The sequence below is a fragment of the Geotoga petraea genome (assembly GCF_900102615.1).
Lineage (GTDB): Bacteria > Thermotogota > Thermotogae > Petrotogales > Petrotogaceae > Geotoga > Geotoga petraea.
Window position 1 is genome coordinate 200,921 of the sequence record NZ_FMYV01000002.1, and the last position, 24,348, is coordinate 225,268.

The window sequence follows — 24,348 nt, forward strand, 5'->3', positions numbered from 1 at the left end:
AATAATCAATCATTCTTTATTTAATTATATCATAGCTTTTTTAAAAGGTATATAGAGAATAGATTTTTCAGCTTAACATTTCTTAATATTAGTTAATATAATCCAAATAATAAAAAATTATTATGTAGATGAAAGTTATGAAACACAACTACGAAAAAATTATTTAGGAGGTTTTATGAATGAAAAAAGTTTTATTAAGTTTATTGGTAGTAACATTATTTGTCGTTTCATTTGCAGAAACATTGGTAATAAAAGGATCTAACACAGTATTCCCAATTGCACAACTTTGGATTGAAGATTTAAAAGAATCAAAACCAGAATTAAACATCACTCTTGAAGGCGCAGGTTCATCAACTGGAATTGCAGCATTATTAAATGGAACTACAGACGTAGCAAATTCATCAAGATTTATGAAAAGTTCTGAGATTGAAAAAATGAACGAAAATGGACAATTTTTCATGCCAATAGTTGTAGGTTATGATGGAATAGCAATTGTTGTTAACAAAGAATTAGGAATAGACAATATAACTTTGGATCAGTTAAAATCAATATATACAGGTCAAATAAGAACTTGGAATCAACTTAATTCTAATTTACCAAACAGACCTATAATTAAATACTCAAGAGACACAGCTTCAGGAACATATGAGACTTTTACAAATATAGCTTTATCAGGTGAAAAAATGGATCCAACAGTAAAAATGGGACCATCAACACAATTTGAAATAAACCAAGTATCTCAAAATGCTTATGCGATTGCTTATGCAGGTGTAGGTTATGTTGATGACTCAGTAAAAGTTTTAACTGTAGAAGGAGTTCAACCAACTGCTTATAACATTTTAAATTCAGTTTACCCTATTTCAAGACCTTTATTTATGTTTGTTGATGTAACTGATGGTTTTATAACAGGAAATGTAAAGGAATATGTTAACTTTGGACTTTCTAAAAAAGGTCAAGAATTAGTTGAAAAAGCAGGTTATGTAGCTGCTTACGGAAAATAATTAGTTATATTTAAATGAATTATCCTCAAGGAGTGAATTTATATGACAAGAAGAGAATATAAGAACTCATTCAACAAATACTTGATAACATTGGTAGCAACTCTGGGGATATTCGTACTTGGTGGACTATTTTATTTTATAATACAAGCATCAATCCCAGCTCTGACTGAAGTCGGGGCTGAGATTTTTACAAGTGCGAATTGGTATCCTACATATGAAGATGCAGAGTATGGAATGTTGGCTCAAATAATTGCTTCTGTTTTAATCACATTATTAGCATCAGTTATAGTTTTACCTTTAGGCTATATTGTAGCCTTTTTTATGTATGATTATGCAAAATATCATGAAAAAAATATTATAAAATCCGCTGTTGATTTATTATCTGGAGTTCCATCGGTAATTGTTGGTACTTTTTTAATTATTTATATCTCTCCTATAATGTATGAATTTAATATTTGGAATGCCGAGAACTTATTTTTAGGAGCAGTTGGCCTTGCAATATTATCATTACCATATACTGCTTCATTGATGCAAGAAGCTTTAGACTCTGTTGATATTAGTTTAAAAGAAGGTGCTTTAGCCCTCGGTTCATCAAGATTTACAGCGGGTTTTAGAGTAGTTTCAAAAGCGGCTATTTCTGGAATATTTAATTCAATAATTTTAACTATAAACAGAGTTATTGGGGAAACAATGGTTGTTTTAATGGTAGCTGGAGGAGCTAATCTTATTCCAAAGTCCATCTTTGATCCCGTAAGGCCTTTAACAGCAACAATTGCTGGGGAAATGGGAGAAGTTGAACTTGGTAGTATTCATTATTCAGCACTTTTTGTAGCTGGATTAATTCTATTAGTTATTTCTTTTTTACTAACTTTATTATCTAGAAGACTAACCAGGAGATGGTCACATTGAAGAAAGACTTAATAATATCTTCTATTTTTAGAATAATTTCTTATACAATATTTTTAATTATTATAGGTATATTTGCTACTATAATTATAGAAGGAGTTCAATATTTCAGTATAGATTTTTTTACTAAATATCCTTCCAATGGAATGACAGAAGGTGGTATATGGCCTGCTATTTTAGGAAGCTTAATTATGATTAGTCTAACATTATTATTTGCCTTACCAATAGGGATTCTAACGGGGATATTTTTGGCTGAGTTTGGAAGAAATACGAGGCTTGCAAGAATTTTAGATACGGCAATAACTTCTTTATCTGGAGTTCCTTCAATAGTTTATGGACTTTTTGGGTTATCGTTATTTTCTGTTACGTTAGGCTTTAAAACTTCCATTTTATCAGGTAGTTTAACATTAGCAGTAATGACTCTGCCAATAATTGCTTCTTCGGTTAAAGAAGCTTTATCTTCTTTACCAGGAACTCTAAGGGAATCTGCCTTAGCATTAGGAGCAAAAAAAACTGAAGTAATTTATAAAATTTTAGTTCCTGCATCAAAAAATAGAATTATTACAGCTGTACTTATTGGAATGGGTAGGGTTATTGGTGAAACTGCTCCGGTTTTATTGACAGGTGCTGTTTTCTATTCAACCTATTTCCCATCAAATATAATGCAACCTGTTATGACTTTGCCAACACACATTTATTATATTACTATTGCCTATGGTAGAGATGCTCAGTGGATGGCAAAAGGATCATCCGCATTTTTATTACTTATAATTATTGCAATTTATTCAATAGCTTTTGCATTTAGGAGGAAGTCAAATGGATAATGATGTTATAATAAGAACTAAAGATTTTAATGGATGGTACGGAGAAAAACAAGCTTTAAAAAATATAAATTTAAATTTTTATAAAAATAAAATTTCTGCTATTATAGGACCTTCTGGTTGTGGAAAATCAACCCTTCTTAGAAGTATTAATAGAATGAATGATGAGATCCCTACCTATAAAGTGGATGGAGATATGTATTATGGTGAAAAAAATATTTATGATAAAGATTTGGACTTAACTGTTTTTAGAAAAAAAGTGGGAATGGTTTTCCAAAAACCAGTTCCTTTTCCCATGAGTATATTTGAAAATGTTGCCTTTGGATTGAAAATACACGGAATAAAAAACAAAAATAAATTGGAAGATGTTGTTGAAAAGTCCTTAAAAGATGCTGCTCTTTGGGATGAAGTTAAAGATGAGTTGGATAAATCTGCTTATTCTTTATCTGGTGGTCAACAACAGAGACTTTGTATTGCAAGAGCAATTGCTATAGATCCAGAAGTAATTTTATTAGATGAACCCACATCAGCTCTTGATCCAATCGCTACACAAAAAATAGAAAGATTAATTGAAGAATTATCAGAAAAATATACTATAATAATAGTGACGCATAATCTTGCCCAAGCAGTAAGAATTTCTGATTATATGTACTTTATGTATCAAGGAGAACTAATCGAAACCGGAGAAACACCTAACATGGTTAAAGCTCCTAAAGTACAACTAACAGAAGATTATTTAAATGGAAGAATCGGTTAATAGGAGGGTTAGTATGGATTCTATACATCATTTAGAAAATGAAATGTTAATTTTAAAAGCTGACATATCAAAATTATTATCATTGGTACTTGAATCATTTGAAATGTCTATAAAGTCATTAGAAGATTCAAATTTAGAACTTGCCAACCGAGTTTTGGATTTAGACGATAAAATTGATGATATAAACAGAAAAATTGAGGATTCTGTTTACCAAATAATAGCTAGATACAATCCTTTAGCAAAAGAACTTAGATATTCAATGACTATGATAAAATTTTCGAATAATTTAGAAAGAATAGGAGATTTATCTTGTAATATAGCTAAAAAATCAAAAAAATATACTGATAAAAATATCAAATCTATAATGAATAAAGATATAAAAAACATGTTTGGGATATCATTGCAAATGATGAAAGATGCTTTTAAAGCTTTCGGAGAAAGAGACATAAATTTAGCTGTAAAAACATGGAAAACAGATAATGAAATTGATAGAATTGAAAATGAAATTAGAAAAGATGCCATAAAAAAGATAGAAGATAAAGATTTTGATAAAGAGCTTATTGTACCATATATTTTAATTGCAAGGGATATAGAAAGAATTGCCGATCATGCAACTAATTTATGTGAAGAAACTGTTTATATTGAAACATCTAAAGAAATTCATGAATTTCTTTGATAATTTTTGAATAGGAGGCTTTTATATGCCTACGATTTTAATAGTTGAAGATGATCCTGATATAAGAGACATTTTAAAAACATATTTGCAAATAGAAAAATTTCATATTTTAGAGGCTGAAACTTTATCTGAAATGAGAAATGTTTTAAATAGAGAAAAATCTATTGATATAATGCTCTTGGATATCATGCTTCCTGATGGCGATTCAGTTGATGAACTACCCAGAATAAGAATGATGAATAGAGATATGGGGATAATTATAATTTCTGCAAAAAATACTGACAGAGATAAAATATGGGGAATTGAATCGGGTTCAGATGACTATATTACAAAGCCCTTTAACCCAAAAGAGGTAGTTGTTCGAGTTAGAGCACTATTAAAAAGAATAAAAAATGACAATGAGATAATAAAGTATGGCAATTTAGAAATTTATCCTAACAATTATTCAGTTAAGTATAATAATGAAGTTATTGAATTTACTTCTAAAGAATTTGAGATTTTATACTTATTGGCAAAAAAACCAGAAAGAATATATACAAGAGATGATATAATTTCGAAAATTTGGTTTGATGATAATTTTATTACGGATAGAGTAATAGATGTTCACGTATCAATGATTAGGTCAAAAATTGGAAAAGAATGGATTAAAACAATCAGAGGGGTTGGATATAAATTTAATCCTGACGCAGATTTATTAAATAAAGGATGATTAATATGATTAATGAAGAGTATTTTGAAATATTCGACACAATTAAAGACGCAGTAGTACAAGTAAAACATACTGCTGTAATAAATTCTAATTTAAAAGCTAAAAAATGGGGTTTTTCAAAAGCCCATGATATCTTAAATATAATTACTTATGAGGATATCGATAACTTAATAAAAGCTATTTTAAACAATGAAGAATACCAAACTGAAGATAACATTTATTTTTTATCCGGAAATTCAAAATATTGTCGAATATCTTATAAACCGAACCAACAAATATTGGTTTTAGAAGACAGAACAGAAATTCAATTATTAAATAAAGTAAAATCTGATTTTATATCTTCGTTATCACATGAATTAAGAACTCCGTTATCTGTTGCAAAAGGTAATGCCCATATTTTAAACGATTTTTTAGAGGATGATAAATTTAAAAATTATGTAAATAAAATAAGTGATTCTATTAATAAAATTGAAAATATAATCTCTCAACTTACGATGTTGTCAATGGCACAATTGGGTAATTATGTTATTAAACCTGAGATTTTAGATACTAAACCATTAGTTGAAGAGGTGATAAATGATTTAAACGGTAAGATTCTTAATAAAAATATAGAAATAAACCAAAATATAGAAGCTGATGTATTACATGGCGATAAGTTTATACTATACACAATTCTAAGAAATTTAATTTCAAATGCTGTAAAATATTCATATAAAAACTCAAAAATAAATCTGACAATAAACGAAAATGAAATTATAATAGAAGATTTTGGAATTGGTATAAGAGAAGATGAAAAGAAAAGAATATTTGAAAGATTTTTCAGAGGAAATGAATCACCTAAATATGCTAAAGGATCTGGTTTAGGCCTTGCTGTAGTTAAATATTTCTGTGAGATCGCAAATTATAAAATTAAATTTAATTCAAAATGGATGATTGGTAGTAAATTTATAGTAGAATTGAAGCAGTAATAAACTGCTTCAATTTTTTTTATGTTTTTATTTATGAAATATAAATAATCGTTCAAGTATTATAAAAGGTGGTGAAGTTTTATATATGAAAAAATATTTTGGTCGGATTATGGGAAAAGACATTTTTATCTTTGAACTTAAAGACAAGGATCTTAAAATAAACATATTAAATTATGGAGCTATTATAAAAAATATACTCTTTAAAGGTAAAAACACAATCCTTGGCTTTAATACTCTTGAAGATTATATTAATGATACTCTTTATACAGGAGCTTTTGTGGGGAGAAATGCAGGAAGAATTTCTAATGCTTCATTTAAAATTAATAATAAAAGCTATTTTCTTGAGAAGAATAACGAAAATATTAATCTTCATAGTGGTTCTTATTGTTTATCAAAAAAAGTTTTTGAATATAATTTAATCAGTAATAAAGAATTGGAATTAAAATTAGTTGAAGAAGAAAACCAATTTCCAGGTAATGTTGATATAAAAATACATTTCAAAATAAAAAATAATGGATTATTTATAAATATTTTAGCAACAACTGATAAAGATACAATTTTCAATCCAACATATCACATTTATTTCAACTTCAACAAAAATCTTAACAAAGATATAGGAAATCATTACTTGAAAATAAATTCAGATTTTTATCTTGAATTAAATAAAGATTCACTTCCTACGGGAAAAATCTTCAGTGTAAATAGTACTCTTGATTTCAATAAATTCAAAAGAATATCAAAAAACTTAAATGATGATTTTCTTAAAGATCAGAAAGGCTATGACCATCCTTACTTACTAAGTAATTCGATTATCAACGCTGAAATATTAAATAGAGATCAGAAAATCCATATGAAATTAAAAACAGATTTACCTTCACTGATTTTTTATTCAGGAAATTTTATTCAAGAGAATTATTATGCTAATAATTCATCAGAAAGATGTGGTTTTTGTTTAGAACCACAGTTTTATCCAGATTTTATAAACAAATTCAATAAAAATTATATTCTTAAAAAAGGTGAAATATATAAACGAAATATTTCTTATAGTTTTTTTTGATATATGATAAAAAATAGTCGTTCAAGTATTATATATTTATGGTTTGTGTGATTAATTTATATGTGGTATAATCTTATAAATTAATTGTTATTGGGGGGTTTTTATGGAAATAAATAAAGATAGAGTAAAAGTAATATCTGCGGGGTTAGGTATGTCAATAATTTTTGGTTTATCTTTTCTTTTTACTAAAAATGCTTTAGATTTTGTTTCACCAATAGAATTTCTGTCTTTCAGGTTTTTAGTTAGTTCTTTGTCAATGATTTTTTTATTAATCCTTGGAGTAATTAAAATAGCCAAAAAACCATATCATAAACTTATTCCTTTGATAATTTTTCAACCAGGATTGTATTTTATTTTCGAAAATTTTGGAGTAAAATATATTCCCGTATCTGAATCTGGAATAATTATTTCAACAATACCAATTTTTGTAGCTTTATTATCACATTTTGTTTTAAAAGAAAAAACATTGAAAATTCAATATGTATTTATATTTTTATCACTTTTAGGAGTATTTTTAATCATGGGAGTTAATTCTTTAAAAGGAAATCTTTTAGGTGATTTTTTGATGTTTTTAGCTGTTATTTGTGCCTCTTTATTTAATATACAATCAAGAAAATTATCTGTTAATTTTAAACCCTCTGAAATTACTTTTTTTATGATGATTAGTGGGGCTATAATTTATAATTTCATATATATTATTAGTTTTGATTTTGATTATAGTAATATATTAATTCCTGAAGTTATAATTTCAGCTATTTATTTAGGTATATTATCTTCAACAGTAACTTTCTTTTTAATAAATTATATGTTATCCAAAGTTACTGCAGTTGAATCTTCTATTTTTGCAAATTTAACAACAGTTATTACTGTTCTTGCTGGATTTTTTTTCAGGGGAGAACAATTATATTGGTATTATATAGTGGGAATGATTCTTATTATTAGTGGAGTATGGGGAGTAAATTATTACGGTGCTAAACACAAAAGAAAAATAAGAAATGAAGAAATAAAATCAAATATGAACATAAGATAATGGGAGCTTTATCGCTCCCATTTTATTATATCTTTTATATCTTTAAATAATTTCATTAAAGCAAATATTATTGCGTAAAATTCTAATCTACCTAAATACATTCCAAATATTTCTATCCATAATACTCCACTTGGAGCATCAGGAGTAGTTATTCCAACTGATAATCCTACAGCTGATAAAGCTGATGCATATTCAAACAAGGAATCTTGAAGGTTATAACCATGGCTTACTAATACGAATACTCCTATAAAATATACTATAAAATACATTGTAAATATTGATAAAACATTTTTAAGAGATTCTAATCCAATTTCTTTCTTTGATACTCCTTTATACAATTCAAAATGAAACTTTACTCCTTGTGGTTTAAAATATGATTGTATTTCTATTATAATCATTTTAAAAGCAATATAAACCCTATACAATTTCAACCCACCAGAAGTCGAATCCATCATACCACCAAGTATCATTAATATAGTTAAAAAGAAAATACCAAATGGATTCCAATTTAACAAAGAAGTCGAGGCAAAACCTGTACCTGTTAAAGAGGATATCACTTGAAATGCTGAATGCCTTATACTATCCCAACCATTAAAAATTTTTATGGTAGAAAAAAGAGTTACTAAAATAAAACTAAAAACTAAAATATATAACATTAACTTTGGTTCTGGATTTTTTAAAAAAGGTTCTCTTTTTATTCTATCTCTAAATTCTAATTTATCTATTTTTTTATTTCTTAAATCTTTAAAAGTTTTATAACTATTTTTAATTAATAAAATACCAGCATAATGAACTCCAAATCCAGTTCCACCCATTATCATTAATACCATAATGATAATTTCAAGAGGTACACTATTAAATCCACCAATACTTGCATTATTAGTTGAAAATCCACCAGTAGCAAGGGCTGTAAATGTTTGATTTAAAGATTCAAAAAAATTCAAATCAGTAAAAAAGTATATGGCAGCAATACCAATTAAAGCCCAAGATATGTATATTGTTCCAATTAATTTTGTAGAATCTTTTAAATTAGGAACTAAATTATCTGTTCTACCTTCAGCTTGATATAAACCTGCACCCATCGCACCAGCAGTAACAACCATAATCAATGCAAAACCTGCTCCACCAATATATTGAATAATAGATCTCCATAATAATATTATTTTTGGTAATGATTCAACATCAAGAAACATAGATAACCCTGTAGTTGTCCACCCTGAAGTAGATTCAAAAATAGCTTGTGTGAAATTTAATAACCCTGAAAAAATAAATGGTAAAGATGAAATAACAATTGCTGATGTCCATACTAAAAATATTATCATAACAGCATCTTGTATATTAAGAAAATCGTATTTATCTTTTCTTGTAAAAAATTTCATTAAAAGACTAATTCCAAAACTTATTAAAAATGTAGAAAAAAATGGGTAAAACATGTTAAATTCTTTCATTAATAAAGTTAAGATACTTAGTGCAAATATAAGAATAGATAAAGCTAATAATACATCTCCTGTTGCTTTAAAAATACTTTTATATCTTGATTTCAAAAATATTAAATAATTAGGCATATAAACAACTCCTACTTCAGTGCTTCTTTTGTAGCCTGAACTTCTTCTTTTAAAGCAAAAATTATTAATTTATCTTCATCTTTTATTTCCGAATTTCCTTGAGGAACAAAAATAGAACCATCAGATTTTACTTGTACTCCAATAATTGTATTTTTAGGTAATTTTATATCTTTTAATTTTTTATCGCATGATTTATCACCTTTGTTAATAGTTAATTCTAAAATAGATAATTTATCTACATATGGATTAAAAAAATCTGTGATATCTTCGTAATTAAGTGATGCTTCTATTAGTTTTTCCATCCAGGAAATTGGGGTTAATGTACTAACATTTATACTTTTAAACATAAATTCATTTTCAGGAAAATTAACCAAAGCCATTATTCTAACATCTTCATAAAATTGTCTCAGAAGCCAAGTAATTACAAAATTCAAAGCATCATCTTCAGAAATTACAATGACTGCTCCAACTTTTTTTGACATATCTAAGTTTTTTATCCAATTGATATCTGTAGGGTCATTATTAATTAATTCTAATGATTTATGATAAGCTTTTAACCCATCTAATATTTTAATATTTTCTTCATCATTTGATATATAAAATACTTCATTTCCAAGTAAAAGTAATTTTTTAGCAAGAGAAAAAGCTAAATTTTTACCTTCAAAGATATAGAATAACTTTCTAGACATAATCAATCATTCCCTTCGATTCTTTCAAAATCTTCAACAAGATCATTTACAGAATTTTCTATTGGGCAAAATAAAGTTACTCCTGCTTTGTTAAAGATTCCCTTTTTAACAGGATCATTAACTCTTGCAATGAGTTTTATATCATATTTCATCATCTTTATTCCATATGCTAACATAAAATTCAAATTATCATCAGGAGTAACAATATAAACTAAATCAGCTTTATCTAATTTCATTTTTTTCAATGCTTCTATATCAGTTGTATCAATTGTATGAGTAAAACCAGTAAAATTTCTATTACTCAATCTATAAAATGATTCTTCATTTTTATCAATAACAACAACATTATGTGTTTTGGAAAATTTTAAAGCTAACTCTGAACCTAATCTTCCACACCCTATTATAACTATATATTTAATATTTTTTTTATTTCTAAACATATAGATTCTCCTCTATTAATCATCATTTTCCAATACATTTGCAGCATTATAATGTTTTTTAGCAAGTTCTTTTTTATCAGTTCTATTGTATAAATCAGCCAATAAAAAATGTCCTATAGGATTTGAAGGAAATTCCCATAATAAATTCAAAATTTGATTTTTTATTTTATAATACTCTATCTTATTATTTACATCCAAATTAATTATTTCGTTTTTCAAATCTTCAATTCTTTTTTCATAATAATATCCTTTGAATAATGAATTATACATTATTTTATCAAATTCTTCATTTGTAACTGGTTTTTCTATCCAATCATCTGCCCCAAATTTCAAGCAACTTTTTAGTCTTTCAATAGTAATATTATTACTAAGAACATATAAATGTGTATTTCTCAAAAGTAATTTGATTTTTTCTAATTTTTTAGTTATATCAGTTCCTTTTATTTCAATTTCTGATAAAACCAAAGAATATTTTTCTTTTTCAGTTATATCGAAATCTTCAATAAAATTATCTATACTTTCTACATCATTTAAAACTTTTATATGAATTTGTTCTTTTGTATTATTTTCAACCATTCTTTTATATAATCTTATAATTGCTTCATCTTCTTCAATGATAAGAACTCTGTTTTGTTTTATCATAAAAAACCCCCAGAAAATTATAAAACATACTCTCTTAAATTTTCATCTCCGACTACATCATCTAATCTATTTTTTACATATTTAGAGTCTATATTAAGTGAATATTCAGTTGATGATGGTGCTTCGTAAGATACTTCTTCTAAAACTCTTTCAACTACTGTGTACAATCTTCTTGCACCAATATTTTCTATTTTTTCATTTAATTCAAAGGCGATGTGTGCAAGTGAATTAATTCCATCTTCTGAAAATTCAATTGTAACACCATCTGTTTTCAATAACTCTATATATTGCTTTATTATAGCGTTCTGTGGTTTTGTTAAAATTGACTTAAAGTCTTCTTCTGTTAAATCATTTAGTTCCACTCTAACAGGGAATCTACCCTGTAACTCTGGTATTAAATCAGAAGGCTTGGATGTATGAAAAGCTCCGGCTGCAATAAATAAAATATAATCAGTTTTTACAGGGCCGTATTTTGTCATTATATTTGTACCTTCTACTATTGGTAATAAATCTCTCTGAACACCTTCTCTTGATACCCCAGCTCCAGATGATTTTTCATTATTATCTGTTATCTTGTCTATTTCATCTAAAAATATTATTCCCCTATTTTGTGCTCTCTCCATTCCCTCTTGTTGCATCTTATCTTGATCAACTAATTTTTCAGCTTCTATGGGTAGAAGCACTTTTCTTGCATCAGATATTTTCATTTTTCTCTTAATTGTCTTTTTTGGCATCATGTTTGAGAACATTTCACCTAATTGCAATCCCATATCTTCAAATTCTTGTCCCATTCCGCCAAACATAGGTTTTTGGTCTTCTTCTACTTCGATTTCAACTTCTACATCTTCAAGTTCTTTATTTTTCAATTTTTCTCTTAACTCGGCTTTCCTGTTTTTGTTTTGTTCATTTTCTTCTTCATTATTTTTTTCATAATCATTGTCAACATATTGATTATTCTGCCCAAACATTGAAAGCATATTCATCAATGGTTGTTTATTTTGGTTTTTCTTTTTTGAAGGAACAAGAGCATCAAGTATTCTTTCTTCAACCATAACCTCCGCTTGATCTTTAACATCTTCCATCATTTCTTTTTTTACTAAATTAATAGATACATCTACAAGTTCTTTCACCATAGTTTCTACATTTTTACCGACATATCCCACTTCGGTAAATCTTGTAGCTTCAAATTTTACAAATGGAGCACTCGCTATTTCTGCAAGTCTTCTTGCAATCTCTGTTTTACCAACACCCGTTGGACCTATCATCAAAATATTTTTTGGGATAACATCTTTTTTTAATTCGTCTTTTAACTTTAGTCTCCTAATTCTATTTCTTAAAGCAATAGCAACTTTCTTCTTTGCATCATCCTGACCTATAATATACTTATCCAATTCTTTAACAATCATTTTTGGAGTTAAATCATCTAATTTCATTTTTTATCACCTCTATGTAATTTTAACATAACTAGTTATCAATTAACAAAAAGCGTGGTAACAACCACGCCAATTAAACTTTATGAACTTTTAATAAATTGGTTGTGCCTGAAAAACCATACGGAATTCCAGCAGTTACTATTATTTCATCACCTTTTTTACAAAGCCCTAATGATTTTGCGATATTTGATACATTGTCAAGCATAGAATCTGTGTCAATAAATTTAGTCATTATTACTGGAGTAACCCCCCAAACTAAAGCCATTCTATTGAATGTTTCTTCTCTTGGGCTAGCAGCAATAATATTTAAATCACGTCTAAATCTTGATATTGCACGCGCAGTATAGCCACTATAAGTTGTTGCAATAATTGTTGATAAGCCAAGTTCCTTCGCAGTATCTACAGCAGCTCTTGATATTGCATTAGTTGCAGCATCTCCCCCTGAGTTTACAAATTTTTCAAATTTAGAAGAATAGTCGTTTATATATTTTTCTGTTTCTAAAGAAACGTCAACCATGACTTGGACTGCTTGTAATGGATAATTTCCAATTGAAGTCTCGGCTGATAACATCACTGCATCTGTTCCATCTAATATTGCATTTGCAATATCAGTAGCTTCTGCTCTTGTAGGAACAGGATTATCTATCATAGTTTCCAACATTTGAGTTGCTGTAATTACAGGTTTTGATTGAGCATTTGCAATCTCTATAATCCGCTTTTGTAATAATGGAACTTTTTGTACTGGAACTTCTACTCCAAGGTCTCCCCTTGCTACCATTACCCCATCTGATTTATCTATTATTTCTTCTAAATTGTCTATCGCTTGTAATGTCTCTATCTTTGCAATCACTGGTATATCTGGAGCTCCAAATTTTGTTAATAATTCTTTTGTTTGACTTATATCTTCTGCTTTTCTAACAAAAGATTGGGCTATATATTCAACTCCCCATTCTACAGCATGTTCAAGGTACATTAGGTCTTTTTCAGTTAGCGCGGGTAATCTTATATCAACAGATGGAATATTGATACCTCTTCTATCTCTAATCACCCCACCATTAATTATCTTTGTCTTCACATTGACACCATCAGTAGATATTACTTCTAATTTTATTTTACCGTCGTCAAGTAAAATAATATCTCCTTTATTTACATCTTCTGGAAGACCTTTATAAGTTAAACCAACTTTTTTTTCATCTCCATCTATATCTTCTGATGTTAAAACAAATTCATTTCCATCTATTAATTCAACTTCTTTATCTTTAAATGTAGTAGTTCTCATTTTTGGCCCTTCAAGATCTAAAAGTATAGCTAAAGGTTTCCTCAACTCTTTTCTTACTTCTTTTAGCCTCTTAATTCTATTAGCATGAATTTCTGGATCACCATGAGAAGTATTTAATCTTGCAACATTCATACCCGTTTTCATTAAATCTTTCATCATTTCTTTTGATTCAGTAGCTGGTCCAATTGTACAGACAATTCTGGTTTTCTTTTCAGACATAAAATCACTCCTTAAGAAAGTGTATTGGTTAATTTAATGAGGTCAAGATCTAAATCTTTTTTCTCAGTCAACACTTTATCTATGGCAACTCTTTCCATACTCGATCTGTTTAAAGCAATCATAACATTGGACTCGCCTTCCAAAAGAGCTTGAATTGCTTCATATCCCATTCTTGAAGCCAAAATCCTATCAAAGGCCGAAGGTGATCCGCCTCTTTGAATATGCCCAAGAATTGTAATTCGTGTTTCAAAACCAATTCTGTTTTCTAAATGTCTTGCAACTGTGTATGCACTAGCTGCACCTTCAGCTACAACAACAATTGAATTAATCTTACCTCTTTTTCTTTCCTCCCATAATCTTTCACCCAAAGCTTTATAATCAACAGGATTTTCCGGTATTATTGCAGCTTCCGCTCCTGTTGCTAATGCGGACATTAAAGCAATGTAACCTGATCCTCTGCCCATCACTTCAACTATAAAAGCTCTTTCATGTGATGAAGCAGTATCTTTTAATTTTTGAATAGAATCTACTGAAGTATTTAAACAAGTATCAACACCAATACACATATCTGTTCCAGAAATATCATTATCAATAGATCCAGGTATTCCTATAACTTTAATATCATTTTCTTCAGACATAAGTTTTGCACCTGTTAAACTACCTTCTCCGCCAATAACAATTAAAGCTTCTACTCCTAACTCTTTTAGATTGTCTGCTGCTTTTTTTCTGATTTCTGGTAATTTGAATTCTGGTACTCTTGCAGTTCTAAGTATAGTTCCACCTTTCTCCATAATTCCACCAACATCAGAGAAATTGAATTTTTTATATTCTTTATCTAATATACCTGCATATCCTCTAAAAAATGCAAAAACCTCAATACCTTCGGATACTGCAGTTCTTGTGACCGATCTAATTACAGCATTCATCCCCGGAGCATCTCCTCCGCTTGTTATAATACCTATTCTTTTTATTTTTTCCATAATATCCCTCCCAAAAATGGTTAAAAAAATTCTTCCATTTTATTATATCATTTAATAAAATAAATTTTCATTAAAAAAAGGTTGAATATTATATAAGATATTTAATTATAAGACATATTACTTAATATGTTATATTATAATTAATTATGATAACAATATTTAAAAAATAGATTTTTTTCAGTTTTATTTATTTATTGTTAATTTTTTTAATTTATTTTTAATTTTCGTAACTTTTTGAATTACTTATAATTTTATGTTATAATAATAATAGAGAGGAGGGCTATAATGACAGAGGTTTATGATAAAGACAAAATCGTCAATATTCTTAATGGGTACAATATCAAAGTAACCCCTAACAGACTGAAGGTTGCAGAAGTTATTTTAAATTCAAAAAAACACCCCTCTATTGACGAAATACATACTACTTTGACTAGAAACGGTAAGAATATATCTTTTACTTCAGTGTATAATATTATAAAAATGTTCCAATCTGCTGGAATAGTAAAAGAAATAAAATCTAAGGACAGATCCCGGTATGATGCTAATACAAAACCGCATTCGCACTTTATTTGTAAAAAATGTGGTAAAGTAATAGACATAGAAGACGACTTAAAATTGGAGTTTCCTAAATATGTAAATTCAATGAAAGTCGATTCAATTGAAATCAATTATTTTGGTGTTTGCAATGAATGTTTAGAATAACCAAAAGAAGGTGAATTTTAATTCACCTTCTTTTTTATTAGAATCTAACTTTTAATTCCTTGTTTGCTTTTAACTCATCCAATCTTTTTACTGGTGTAGAAAACGGTGCGTCTTTTAACAACCTTGGATTCTTTTTTGCCTCTTCTGTTATCTTTTTGAATATATCTATCACTTCATCTATGGTTCCTTTTGATTCAGTTTCAGTTGGTTCAATCATCATCGCTTCTTTTACAATTAAAGGAAAATATATAGTCGAAGGATGTATTCCGTAGTCCAACATTCTTTTTGCAAAGTCTAAAGTTTTTACGTTATATTTTTTTAAAAAAGATCCTTCTATTACAAACTCATGTTTACATAAACCTGGGTAAGCAACAGTCATAAATTCTGAAAGTTTTTTTCTCATATAATTAGCATTTAATACAGCCATTTCACTTGCTTTTTTTAGCCCGTCTCTTCCCATTGAAAGAATATATACATAAGCTCTTAATAGCACTAAGAAATTCCCATAGAAACTCCTCATTTGGCCTATACTATTTTTAATATCATAATTGAAATAAAATTTACCTTCTTCATCGTGCTCAACTACTGGAACAGGTAAATATTCTTTTAAGTAAGCTTTAACACCTACTGGTCCACTTCCTGGCCCCCCCATTCCATGAGGAGTCGAAAATGTTTTATGTAAATTTAGATGAACTACATCAAAGCCATTGTCTCCAGGTCTAATTTTACCCATAATAGCATTTAAATTTGCACCATCATAATACAATAAAGCATGATGATCATGAGCTATTTTAGAAATTTTTAATATGTCTTTTTCAAATAACCCTAATGTATTTGGATTTGTTAGCATAACAGCTGCAACATCCTCATCCATAATGTTTTTAAACTCTTCTAAATCAACTCTACCATACTCATTAGATTTAACTTCTACAACATCAAACCCGGCCATTTTTGCACTTGCAGGATTGGTCCCGTGTGCAGAATCTGGTACAATAACCTTTGTTTTATTTTTATATCCTTGATCCTCTAAATACTTTTTGATAATTAGCATTCCAGTTAACTCACCATGAGCTCCGGCAGCTGGCTGTAGGGTTACATTATCCATACCAGTTATTTCTGCTAAATAATGTTGTAAATTGTACATTACTTCTAAAGAACCTTGCATTGTATTTAAATCTTGATAAGGATGTATAAATTTAAACCTTTCCCAATTTGCTATTTCATCAGCAAAAATCGGATTATATTTCATGGTACAAGAGCCGAGTGGATAAAATCCTTTATCAACTGAGTGATTTAATCTTTCTAAGGAATCATAATGACGAACAATTTCCAACTCGTGAACTTGTGGAAGTTTAGGTTCTTCTTTTCTTATATATTTGTTATCTATTTCTATTTCTGTTTTTTCTATATCTAACCTTGGAATTCTAAAGCCAGTTCTCTCTTCTGATGATTTTTCAAATATTAAGCTCATATTAATCCCTCCACAAAAGCAGTTAGAAATAACACATCTTCTTTAGAAGTTAATTCTGTAGCACAAAATAATGCAACATTTTTAAATTTATCATAATTCTTTTCTAAATCGTATGGCCCAAAATAATTTTGATCTAATAATTTATTATTCAATATTTTTAGATTACCATTATACTTGATGGTAAATTCGTTAAAAAAATCAGCTTCGAAAAAAGGCTCAAATTTCTCTGTTTCCAAAAGTTTTTTAGCTAAATAATGAGCTTTGTAATAGTTTTGGTAAGCAATATCTCTTAAACCTCTTTTTCCTATTACATTTAAATAGATAGTTGCTAATAAAGCGTTGTGGGCATGATTTGAACAAATATTTGAAGTTGACTTATCTCTTCTAATATGCTGTTCCCTTGTTTGTAAAACCATTACATATCCAGGTTTCCCTTGTTCATCAACAGTTTCACCAATTATTCTGCCTGGCATTTGCCTAATATACTTTCTCTTGGAAGTAAAAAATCCAAAACTTGGTCCCCCCATTGCAGGGGCATTTCCTAATGGCTGCCCTTCTCCGACTACTATATCAGCTCCTAAATTACCTGGTGCTTCAAGCATTCCTAAAGCGATTGGGTTTGCTACTACAATCATCATAACTTTTTCAGGCAACATTTCTTTTATTTCATCTAAATGTTCAATTATACCAAAGAAATTTGGATACCCAACCACAATTGAGGATGTTTTAGAATCAATTTTATTTTTCAAATCTTCTAAATCCAATCTACCTGTTTTTTCGTCATATTTTATGTAATCAAACTCAATGTTTTGGGGTTTAATATATGTTTCTGAAACATTTTTATATTCTGGATGTATAGATTCTGATATAAGAGTTTTTTGTTTTTTATTTACTCTTGAAGCCATTAAAATGGCTTCTGCCATCGATGTAGCACCATCATACATAGAAGAATTTGATACTTCCATACCAGTTAATTCACTCATCATTGTTTGAAATTCATACATTATTTGCAGAGTTCCTTGAGATACTTCTGCTTGATAGGGGGTATAAGCAGTTAAAAAACCTCTTTTAGCTCCAATTTGATAAACTAATGATGGAATATAGTGAGCATAAATTCCTGCCCCTCTAAAAGTTCCATATTCTCTTATATGTCTATTATTTGCGGCTAAATCTTTCAAATGTTGGTTAAGCTCAATTTCTGACATTGACTCTGGGATATTTAACTCATCTTTGTATAAATTAGTAACATCAGAATATAATTCGTCTACATTATTAACCCCTATTACATCAAGCATTTCTCTTATTTCTTCTTTAGTATGTGGAAGAAATGGATACATTGGCATAAAATCACCTCACAATATTATTTAGATGGATTAGAACTTCCTTTATAAAAAGGTGTCTTGACAACAATAGACTCTAATTTTTTATTTCTTGCTTCAACAAATAATTTTGTTCCGATTTTTGTGTTTCCTTTTTTCAAATAAGCCAGAGCTAAATTTTTGTTTAATGTTGGAGATTTAACTCCACTTGTAATAAAACCAACTTCCTCATCATTTTCATTAAATATTTTATAACCATGTCTTACAGGCATTTTATTGTTAATCTCTAAACCTCTTAAATGCCAATTTAAGCCTTTTTCCTTTTGTTCTAACAATTTGTCTTTTCCTACAAAATCTTTATCAAAATCAACAGTCCATTTTAATGAAGCATTCAATGGTGTTTTTGTTTCGTCCATATCATTTCCATATAGCAATAGTTTTGCTTCAAATCTTAAAGTGTCTCTTGCTCCAAGTCCACAAGGTTTACCGTTATTTTTGATAACTAATCCAATTAAATCAATCCATATTTTTTCAGCAATTTTTTCCGGCATATATAATTCAAAGCCATCTTCACCAGTGTAACCTGTTCTTGAAATGATAACTTTTTCACCATCAATCGTTTCGTAATCAAATTTATAAAAACCTATTTTATCTAAATCTATTTTTACATATTTTTGTAGGATTTTTTCTGAATTAGGCCCTTGAATAGCAATTTGTCCCCATTCATCAGAAACATTTTTTACTTCTACATCAAAATTTCTGGATTGACTTTTAATCCATTCAAAATCTTTTTCAACATTAGATGCATTTACAACTAATAAAAAATTTTTTTCATTTATCATATAAGCTAACAAATCATCAATTATACCCCCATCTTTGTTAAGCATAGGAGTATAAATGGCATCCTTTTCTTTCATTTCATGTATTTTATTTGTAAGAATATAATCTACAAACTTCTTTGTTTCTTCACCTTTTATATCTATCTCTCCCATATGAGAAACATCAAAAAGTCCGCAATTTTCTCTTACTGTATTATGTTCTTCAATAATTGAGCTATACCATACTGGCATCTCCCAACCACCAAAATCAATCATTTTAGCCCCTAATTTTTTATGCTGTTTATTTAACGGTGTTTTTTTTAAATCAGCCATTATTAAAACCTCCTTCTTTGTATTGTTCTATGATTTCTAAAGATTTTTGATAGTATTCTTCTGGTACATATATATCGCAGTTTGTAGAATCTCCAAAAAAGGCCACACCTATGTTTCCTGTTTGCTTTAATTGAACTTCAATTCCGTTTTCTTCTAATATTGACTTAATAATATCGTACTCAGGGTATTTTACAAAACTTTTCAGTAATTTCATCATTTAAATCACCTCAATGAATTATAACATGAAACCATGAAATATTTTTCATGGGTTATCATCATTTTTAAGTTATTTAAAGATATTATTCTTGATTAGATAAATAATTTTCTAATATAGTAAAAATTATCTAAAAACATAGGGCTTAAACCCCGTTTTTAACCTCTTACAGTATAATGAGTATGTAATATTTCATGCGCTATTCCTCCATTTGGTTCTCCTAAATATTCTTCATATAATTTTTTTATGTAAGGATTTTCATGGGACTTTCTAATTTTACTATTTTTATCAATATCGTATAATGAAGTCATTCTTTCTATCAAAGTTTCTTCATCTGTTGGAATTGGTTGTCCACCACCACCTATACATCCACCAGGGCATGCCATAAACTCAACAAAATGATATTTCTTTTCTTCTTTTTTAATTTTTTCCATCAAAATCCTGGCATTTCCAAGACCATTTGCAACTGCAATGTTTATATCTTTAGAACCTATTTTAATTGTTGCTTCTTTAATTCCTTTAATTCCTCTAACGTTGTTAAAGTCTAAATTTTCCAATTCAAGGCCAGTAATAATTTCATAAGCTGTTCTCAAAGCTGCCTCCATAACTCCTCCACTAGTCCCGAATACAACCGCAGCACCTGTTGATTCTCCTAAAGGATTATCGTATTTCGACTCAGGCAAGTTACATAAATCTATTCCTGCATGTTTAAACATTTTTGCTAATTCTCTTGTTGTAAGAACAAAATCAACATCTTTGCTCATTTCATTTCTCTGACTTTCATATTTTTTTGCTGTACAAGGCATAACTGAAACAACTTTTAATTTATCTGGTGAAATATCTAATTTTTTTGCATAATAATTTTTTACTATTGCACCAAACATTTGCTGTGGGGATTTACAAGAAGATAAGTTATCTAAATATTCAGGATAATTATGTTCGATGAATTTTATCCATCCAGGACTGCAAGAAGTGAATAATGGAAGTTTTCCATTATTCTTTAATCTATTAATGAATTCAGTTCCTTCTTCCATAATTGTTAGATCTGCAGCAAAATTAGTATCAAAAACCTTATCAAAACCTAACAGTTTCAAACCTTCTACCATTTGACCTGTAACAATTGTTCCTGGTTTTTGTTTGAATTCCTCTGCAATTGCAACTCTAACAGCGGGAGCGGTTTGAACTACCGTTATATATTCATCATTTTCTAACAAATTCCAAACATTTTCCATATGGTAAACTTCATGCAATGCACCTGTTGGACATTCTAAAATACATTGACCACAATTAGTACAATCAACATTTCCCATTCCTTTATCCATAAATGTTGTTATATGTGTTGATGGGCCTTTATTGGAAATGGTCAAAATATTAACATTTTGAACCTCAGCACACTTTCTAACACATCTATTACATACTATACATTTTTGTGGTTCTCTAACTATAGAAAAACTACTGTTGTCTATTGGTTCATAATTATCGATTGGAGGTATTCTTATTTCTGTTATTCCTATTTCTTCAGCTACTTCTCTAATTTCACATGTTCCTGATCTGGAACAATTTAAACAATTCAAATTACAGTTTATACCATGGGAAGCTATAATAAGCTCCATAATAATTTTTCTAACTCTTCTCACTTTTTCTGAATGTGTTTTGATTTCCATCCCTTCTTCTATTCTTGTTACACAAGCAGGCATAAGTGTTTTTTTACCTTTTACTTCTACAGAACAAAGTCTGCAGCTACCATAAGGGGCTAACTTTTCATTGTAACAAAGTGTTGGTATTTTCAAATTAGCCTTTTTAGCGGCATGAAGTATTGTAATTTTTTCTTCAAAACTGTATTCTCTATTGTTAATTTTAATATTAATCATAAAATCACCTTCTTAAGCAATTTTTTGTTCAATATAGACAAGATTAAATTTACAGAAGATCGTCCAAAACCACAACGAGCTGCAAGTCCAATAGCTTCTTTTATTTCATTAATAAGTTTAGTTTCTTCCTCTGTAATTATGTTTTCATTTAATACTTTCTCTAAAATTACGTTAATATTTTTATTTCCCTCTCTACAAGGAAAACATGTTCCACAGGTTTCATTCTTAAAAAAATCTGAAACGTTTTTAATTATTTCGAATAAATTTCTTTGATTGTTAATTACTATCATTCCACCAGATCCTAAAGAACTACCTATTTTTTCAAGATCTTCGTATGTATATTTAGTATTTAACTCATCCTCAGTTAAACATTCAGTAGCAATCCCACCTGGAATTACAATTCCAACTCGATTACCTCTTACACCACCAGCTAATTCTATTATTTCTTTTATTGTCAATGAACCAAACTCTATTTCATAAACATCTGGACCATTAACGTCTCCACTAATTGAAATCAATTTTGTTCCTCTGCTATTTTCTGTTCCCATTTTTAAATAAGGATTATCATCATATTTCATAATTTCTGCTGCTGAACTTAATGATTCAACGTTATTGACTATAGTAGGTTGTTCATACAGGCCTTTTTCAATGGGTAAAGGTGGCTTTATTCTAGACCTTCCCCTTTCACCTTCTATAGAATTTATCAAAGAAGTCTCATCACCACAAACATAGGCACCAGCACCTTTTATCAATTTAACATCAAAGTCAAAATTTGAATCAAAAATATTTTTACCCAAAAAATGGTTTTTGTACATATATTTAATCGTCTTTTCTATATTTTCAATAGCTTTTTCATACTCTCCTCTTATATAAATATAACCATATCTGGCTTTTACGGCATACGCACAAATCACAATACCCTCAATTACTTTGTAAGGTAAATTTTCCATAAGAAATCTATCTTTAAATGTTCCTGGTTCTCCTTCATCTCCGTTACATATAACTATTTTGGAAGTAGATTTAATTTTGTTTGCATACTCCCACTTCACTCCCGTAGGAAATCCAGCTCCACCTCTTCCCTTCAAATTTGATTCTTTTATTTTTTCAACAATTTTTAATGGTTCAATATTGAGGGAATTTTTCAAACCATTAAACTTATAATCGTCTATTTTAATTCCCAAATCATTTTTTAAAAAGTATTTTTCCATAATTACACCTCACTTTAAATTATTTATAATTTCCAGTGCTTTTTGAGAATTCAAATAATTATAAATTTTACCGTTAATTGTCATCACGGGTCCTTCACCGCAATGTCCCAAACATTCTACTACTTCAAGAGTAAATTTTTTATCTTTTGTCGTTTCTCCATTCTTAACACTCAACTTTTTATGCAATATCTCTATTAATTCTTTTGACTGATTTATCCTACAACTAACGCTATCACAAATACGGATAATGTACTTTCCTGTAGGTTGTAAATAAAACATAGAATAAAAACTTATAACTCCATACAAATGAGCTTTTGGAATATCTCTATTTTTAGAAATTCTTACTATATCTTCTTCTGAAATATAACCATAAGTATCTTGTATTTCATGTAGTTCTTCTATTAACTCTTTTTCAAAAAACTTTTGCATTTTTGTCCCCCCTTTTTTATAAATAAATATTTTTTTCACATTATCATATATTAATATTTTATTCTTTTATTATTAACTATTGTTATATTTATTTTAACATTTGTATTTTTATGTTCACATTTTCACTTTATGAGTGTTATAATTTTAATACGCTTAAAAACTTAGGAGATAATTATGTTATATAAAAATTTTATTTGGGATTTTGATGGAACAATCATTGATACTTATCCTGCAACCATAAACAGTATATTAAAAACAATGAAAGAATATAATGTCAATCTAAATTACGAGGAAGTTTACAAAAAAGCGAAAGTAACATTAAGATATGTATTTGATTACATAAAAAATGAATATAATTTTAATAACGAAATTGTAGATAAAATATTATATGATTTTTCTAAAATTTCACCTAAAGATAGAATTAAATATGATAAAATTGAAGAAGTGCTAATATATATCAAAAAAAATGATGGTAAAAATTTTTTAGTTACTAATAGAGATAGTAAAAGTACTCTTGATATTTTAGATTTTTATAATTTAAAATATTTATTTGAAGAAATTGTTACTTCTGATGATGGATTTAAATTAAAACCAAATCCAGAAAGTTTTAATTTCTTAATTAACAAATATAGTTTATCACTAAACAAAACCATAGGTATTGGAGACAGGAAATTAGATATTGAAGCAGCTAAAAATTCTAATATAGCGAGTGTCTTTATGAATTTTGATATTATAAAATCAAATTACAATGCTGATTTTGTTTTTAATAACTATAATGATTTTTATAAAAATATATTAATGAGGTGATCGA

25 protein-coding genes are annotated in these 24,348 nt (G+C 28.4%); 11 read left to right on the top strand and 14 right to left on the bottom strand.

The features are described 5' to 3' along the window. Positions 1–179 precede the first annotated feature (179 nt). The 9 genes from BLS00_RS03270 to BLS00_RS03310 all read left to right on the top strand — a co-directional run bounded on the left by BLS00_RS03270 (position 180) and on the right by BLS00_RS03310 (position 7,925). Complete coding sequence (locus tag BLS00_RS03270; protein WP_091402784.1) at positions 180–1,001, top strand: phosphate ABC transporter substrate-binding protein PstS family protein; 822 nt, start codon at positions 180–182, stop codon at positions 999–1,001. A gap of 42 nt (positions 1,002–1,043) precedes the next feature. Beyond that, positions 1,044–1,910, top strand: coding sequence for a phosphate ABC transporter permease subunit PstC (gene pstC, locus BLS00_RS03275; protein ID WP_091402785.1), 867 nt, complete (start codon positions 1,044–1,046; stop codon positions 1,908–1,910). Continuing rightward, entirely contained in the window at positions 1,907–2,731 is an 825-nt protein-coding gene (gene pstA, locus BLS00_RS03280; protein WP_167848963.1) for a phosphate ABC transporter permease PstA, read from the top strand. Before pstC ends, pstA begins: the two co-directional genes overlap by 4 nt. After that, positions 2,724–3,485, top strand: a complete 762-nt coding sequence (gene pstB / locus BLS00_RS03285) for a phosphate ABC transporter ATP-binding protein PstB (RefSeq protein ID WP_091402788.1) — start codon at positions 2,724–2,726, stop codon at positions 3,483–3,485. Before pstA ends, pstB begins: the two co-directional genes overlap by 8 nt. Positions 3,486–3,498: 13 nt before the next feature. Further along, complete coding sequence (gene phoU, locus BLS00_RS03290; RefSeq protein WP_091402790.1) at positions 3,499–4,161, top strand: phosphate signaling complex protein PhoU; 663 nt, start codon at positions 3,499–3,501, stop codon at positions 4,159–4,161. A gap of 25 nt (positions 4,162–4,186) precedes the next feature. Next, positions 4,187–4,870: a response regulator transcription factor gene (locus BLS00_RS03295; protein WP_091402791.1), complete on the top strand. Its 684-nt coding sequence runs from the start codon at positions 4,187–4,189 to the stop codon at positions 4,868–4,870. Positions 4,871–4,875: 5 nt separating this feature from the next. Further along, positions 4,876–5,838, top strand: coding sequence for a sensor histidine kinase (locus tag BLS00_RS03300; RefSeq protein WP_244885732.1), 963 nt, complete (start codon positions 4,876–4,878; stop codon positions 5,836–5,838). A gap of 85 nt (positions 5,839–5,923) precedes the next feature. Beyond that, on the top strand, positions 5,924–6,895 hold the full coding sequence (locus tag BLS00_RS03305; protein WP_091402794.1) for an aldose epimerase family protein: 972 nt from the start codon (positions 5,924–5,926) through the stop codon (positions 6,893–6,895). Positions 6,896–6,998: 103 nt separating this feature from the next. After that, the gene (locus BLS00_RS03310) at positions 6,999–7,925 is read left to right on the top strand and encodes a DMT family transporter (protein ID WP_091402796.1); all 927 of its coding nucleotides are present in this window, start codon (positions 6,999–7,001) and stop codon (positions 7,923–7,925) included. An 8-nt stretch (positions 7,926–7,933) separates the two neighbouring features. Here BLS00_RS03310 and BLS00_RS03315 read toward each other — a convergent pair whose 3' ends face one another. From BLS00_RS03315 to pfkA, 7 genes are all read right to left on the bottom strand, one after another. Then, entirely contained in the window at positions 7,934–9,490 is a 1,557-nt protein-coding gene (locus tag BLS00_RS03315) for a TrkH family potassium uptake protein (RefSeq protein ID WP_091402798.1), read from the bottom strand. An 11-nt stretch (positions 9,491–9,501) separates the two neighbouring features. Further along, positions 9,502–10,179, bottom strand: a complete 678-nt coding sequence (locus tag BLS00_RS03320; protein ID WP_143012935.1) for a TrkA C-terminal domain-containing protein — start codon at positions 10,177–10,179, stop codon at positions 9,502–9,504. A gap of 2 nt (positions 10,180–10,181) precedes the next feature. After that, positions 10,182–10,619, bottom strand: a complete 438-nt coding sequence (locus tag BLS00_RS03325; RefSeq protein WP_091402801.1) for an NAD(P)-binding protein — start codon at positions 10,617–10,619, stop codon at positions 10,182–10,184. Between the two features lie 15 nt (positions 10,620–10,634). After that, entirely contained in the window at positions 10,635–11,261 is a 627-nt protein-coding gene (locus BLS00_RS03330) for a response regulator (protein WP_091402802.1), read from the bottom strand. A 17-nt stretch (positions 11,262–11,278) separates the two neighbouring features. Then, positions 11,279–12,694, bottom strand: a complete 1,416-nt coding sequence (gene hslU / locus BLS00_RS03335) for an ATP-dependent protease ATPase subunit HslU (RefSeq protein ID WP_091402804.1) — start codon at positions 12,692–12,694, stop codon at positions 11,279–11,281. Positions 12,695–12,767: 73 nt separating this feature from the next. After that, positions 12,768–14,192: a pyruvate kinase gene (pyk, locus tag BLS00_RS03340; protein ID WP_091402805.1), complete on the bottom strand. Its 1,425-nt coding sequence runs from the start codon at positions 14,190–14,192 to the stop codon at positions 12,768–12,770. An 11-nt stretch (positions 14,193–14,203) separates the two neighbouring features. Next, positions 14,204–15,172 carry a 6-phosphofructokinase gene (gene pfkA, locus BLS00_RS03345; RefSeq protein WP_176759826.1) on the bottom strand — a complete coding sequence of 323 codons (969 nt, stop codon included), beginning with the start codon at positions 15,170–15,172 and terminating at the stop codon, positions 14,204–14,206. 285 nt (positions 15,173–15,457) lie between these two features. Here pfkA and BLS00_RS03350 point away from each other — a divergent pair, with 285 nt between their 5' ends. Further along, on the top strand, positions 15,458–15,874 hold the full coding sequence (locus tag BLS00_RS03350; RefSeq protein WP_091402807.1) for a Fur family transcriptional regulator: 417 nt from the start codon (positions 15,458–15,460) through the stop codon (positions 15,872–15,874). A 37-nt stretch (positions 15,875–15,911) separates the two neighbouring features. On the opposite strand, the gene gcvPB is transcribed toward BLS00_RS03350, so the two are convergent. The 7 genes from gcvPB to nuoE form a co-directional block, all read right to left on the bottom strand. Next, positions 15,912–17,345, bottom strand: coding sequence for an aminomethyl-transferring glycine dehydrogenase subunit GcvPB (gene gcvPB / locus BLS00_RS03355; RefSeq protein WP_091402809.1), 1,434 nt, complete (start codon positions 17,343–17,345; stop codon positions 15,912–15,914). Next, complete coding sequence (gcvPA, locus tag BLS00_RS03360) at positions 17,342–18,688, bottom strand: aminomethyl-transferring glycine dehydrogenase subunit GcvPA (protein WP_091402811.1); 1,347 nt, start codon at positions 18,686–18,688, stop codon at positions 17,342–17,344. Before gcvPA ends, gcvPB begins: the two co-directional genes overlap by 4 nt. Before the next feature lie 17 nt (positions 18,689–18,705). Then, complete coding sequence (gene gcvT, locus BLS00_RS03365; protein WP_091402813.1) at positions 18,706–19,815, bottom strand: glycine cleavage system aminomethyltransferase GcvT; 1,110 nt, start codon at positions 19,813–19,815, stop codon at positions 18,706–18,708. After that, on the bottom strand, positions 19,808–20,029 hold the full coding sequence (locus BLS00_RS03370) for a putative signal transducing protein (protein WP_167848964.1): 222 nt from the start codon (positions 20,027–20,029) through the stop codon (positions 19,808–19,810). Before BLS00_RS03370 ends, gcvT begins: the two co-directional genes overlap by 8 nt. Positions 20,030–20,187: 158 nt before the next feature. Further along, positions 20,188–21,900, bottom strand: a complete 1,713-nt coding sequence (locus tag BLS00_RS03375; RefSeq protein ID WP_091402817.1) for an NADH-dependent [FeFe] hydrogenase, group A6 — start codon at positions 21,898–21,900, stop codon at positions 20,188–20,190. Beyond that, entirely contained in the window at positions 21,897–23,108 is a 1,212-nt protein-coding gene (locus tag BLS00_RS03380; protein WP_091402818.1) for a complex I 51 kDa subunit family protein, read from the bottom strand. The genes BLS00_RS03375 and BLS00_RS03380 overlap by 4 nt, the downstream gene beginning before the upstream one ends. 9 nt (positions 23,109–23,117) lie before the next feature. Then, a complete protein-coding gene (gene nuoE / locus BLS00_RS03385) occupies positions 23,118–23,537 on the bottom strand; it encodes an NADH-quinone oxidoreductase subunit NuoE (protein ID WP_091402820.1) in 420 nt (139 codons plus the stop codon). A 174-nt stretch (positions 23,538–23,711) separates the two neighbouring features. On the opposite strand from nuoE, the gene BLS00_RS03390 reads away from it, so the two are divergent. Further along, a complete protein-coding gene (locus BLS00_RS03390) occupies positions 23,712–24,344 on the top strand; it encodes an HAD-IA family hydrolase (RefSeq protein ID WP_091402821.1) in 633 nt (210 codons plus the stop codon). Positions 24,345–24,348: the final 4 nt, after the last annotated feature.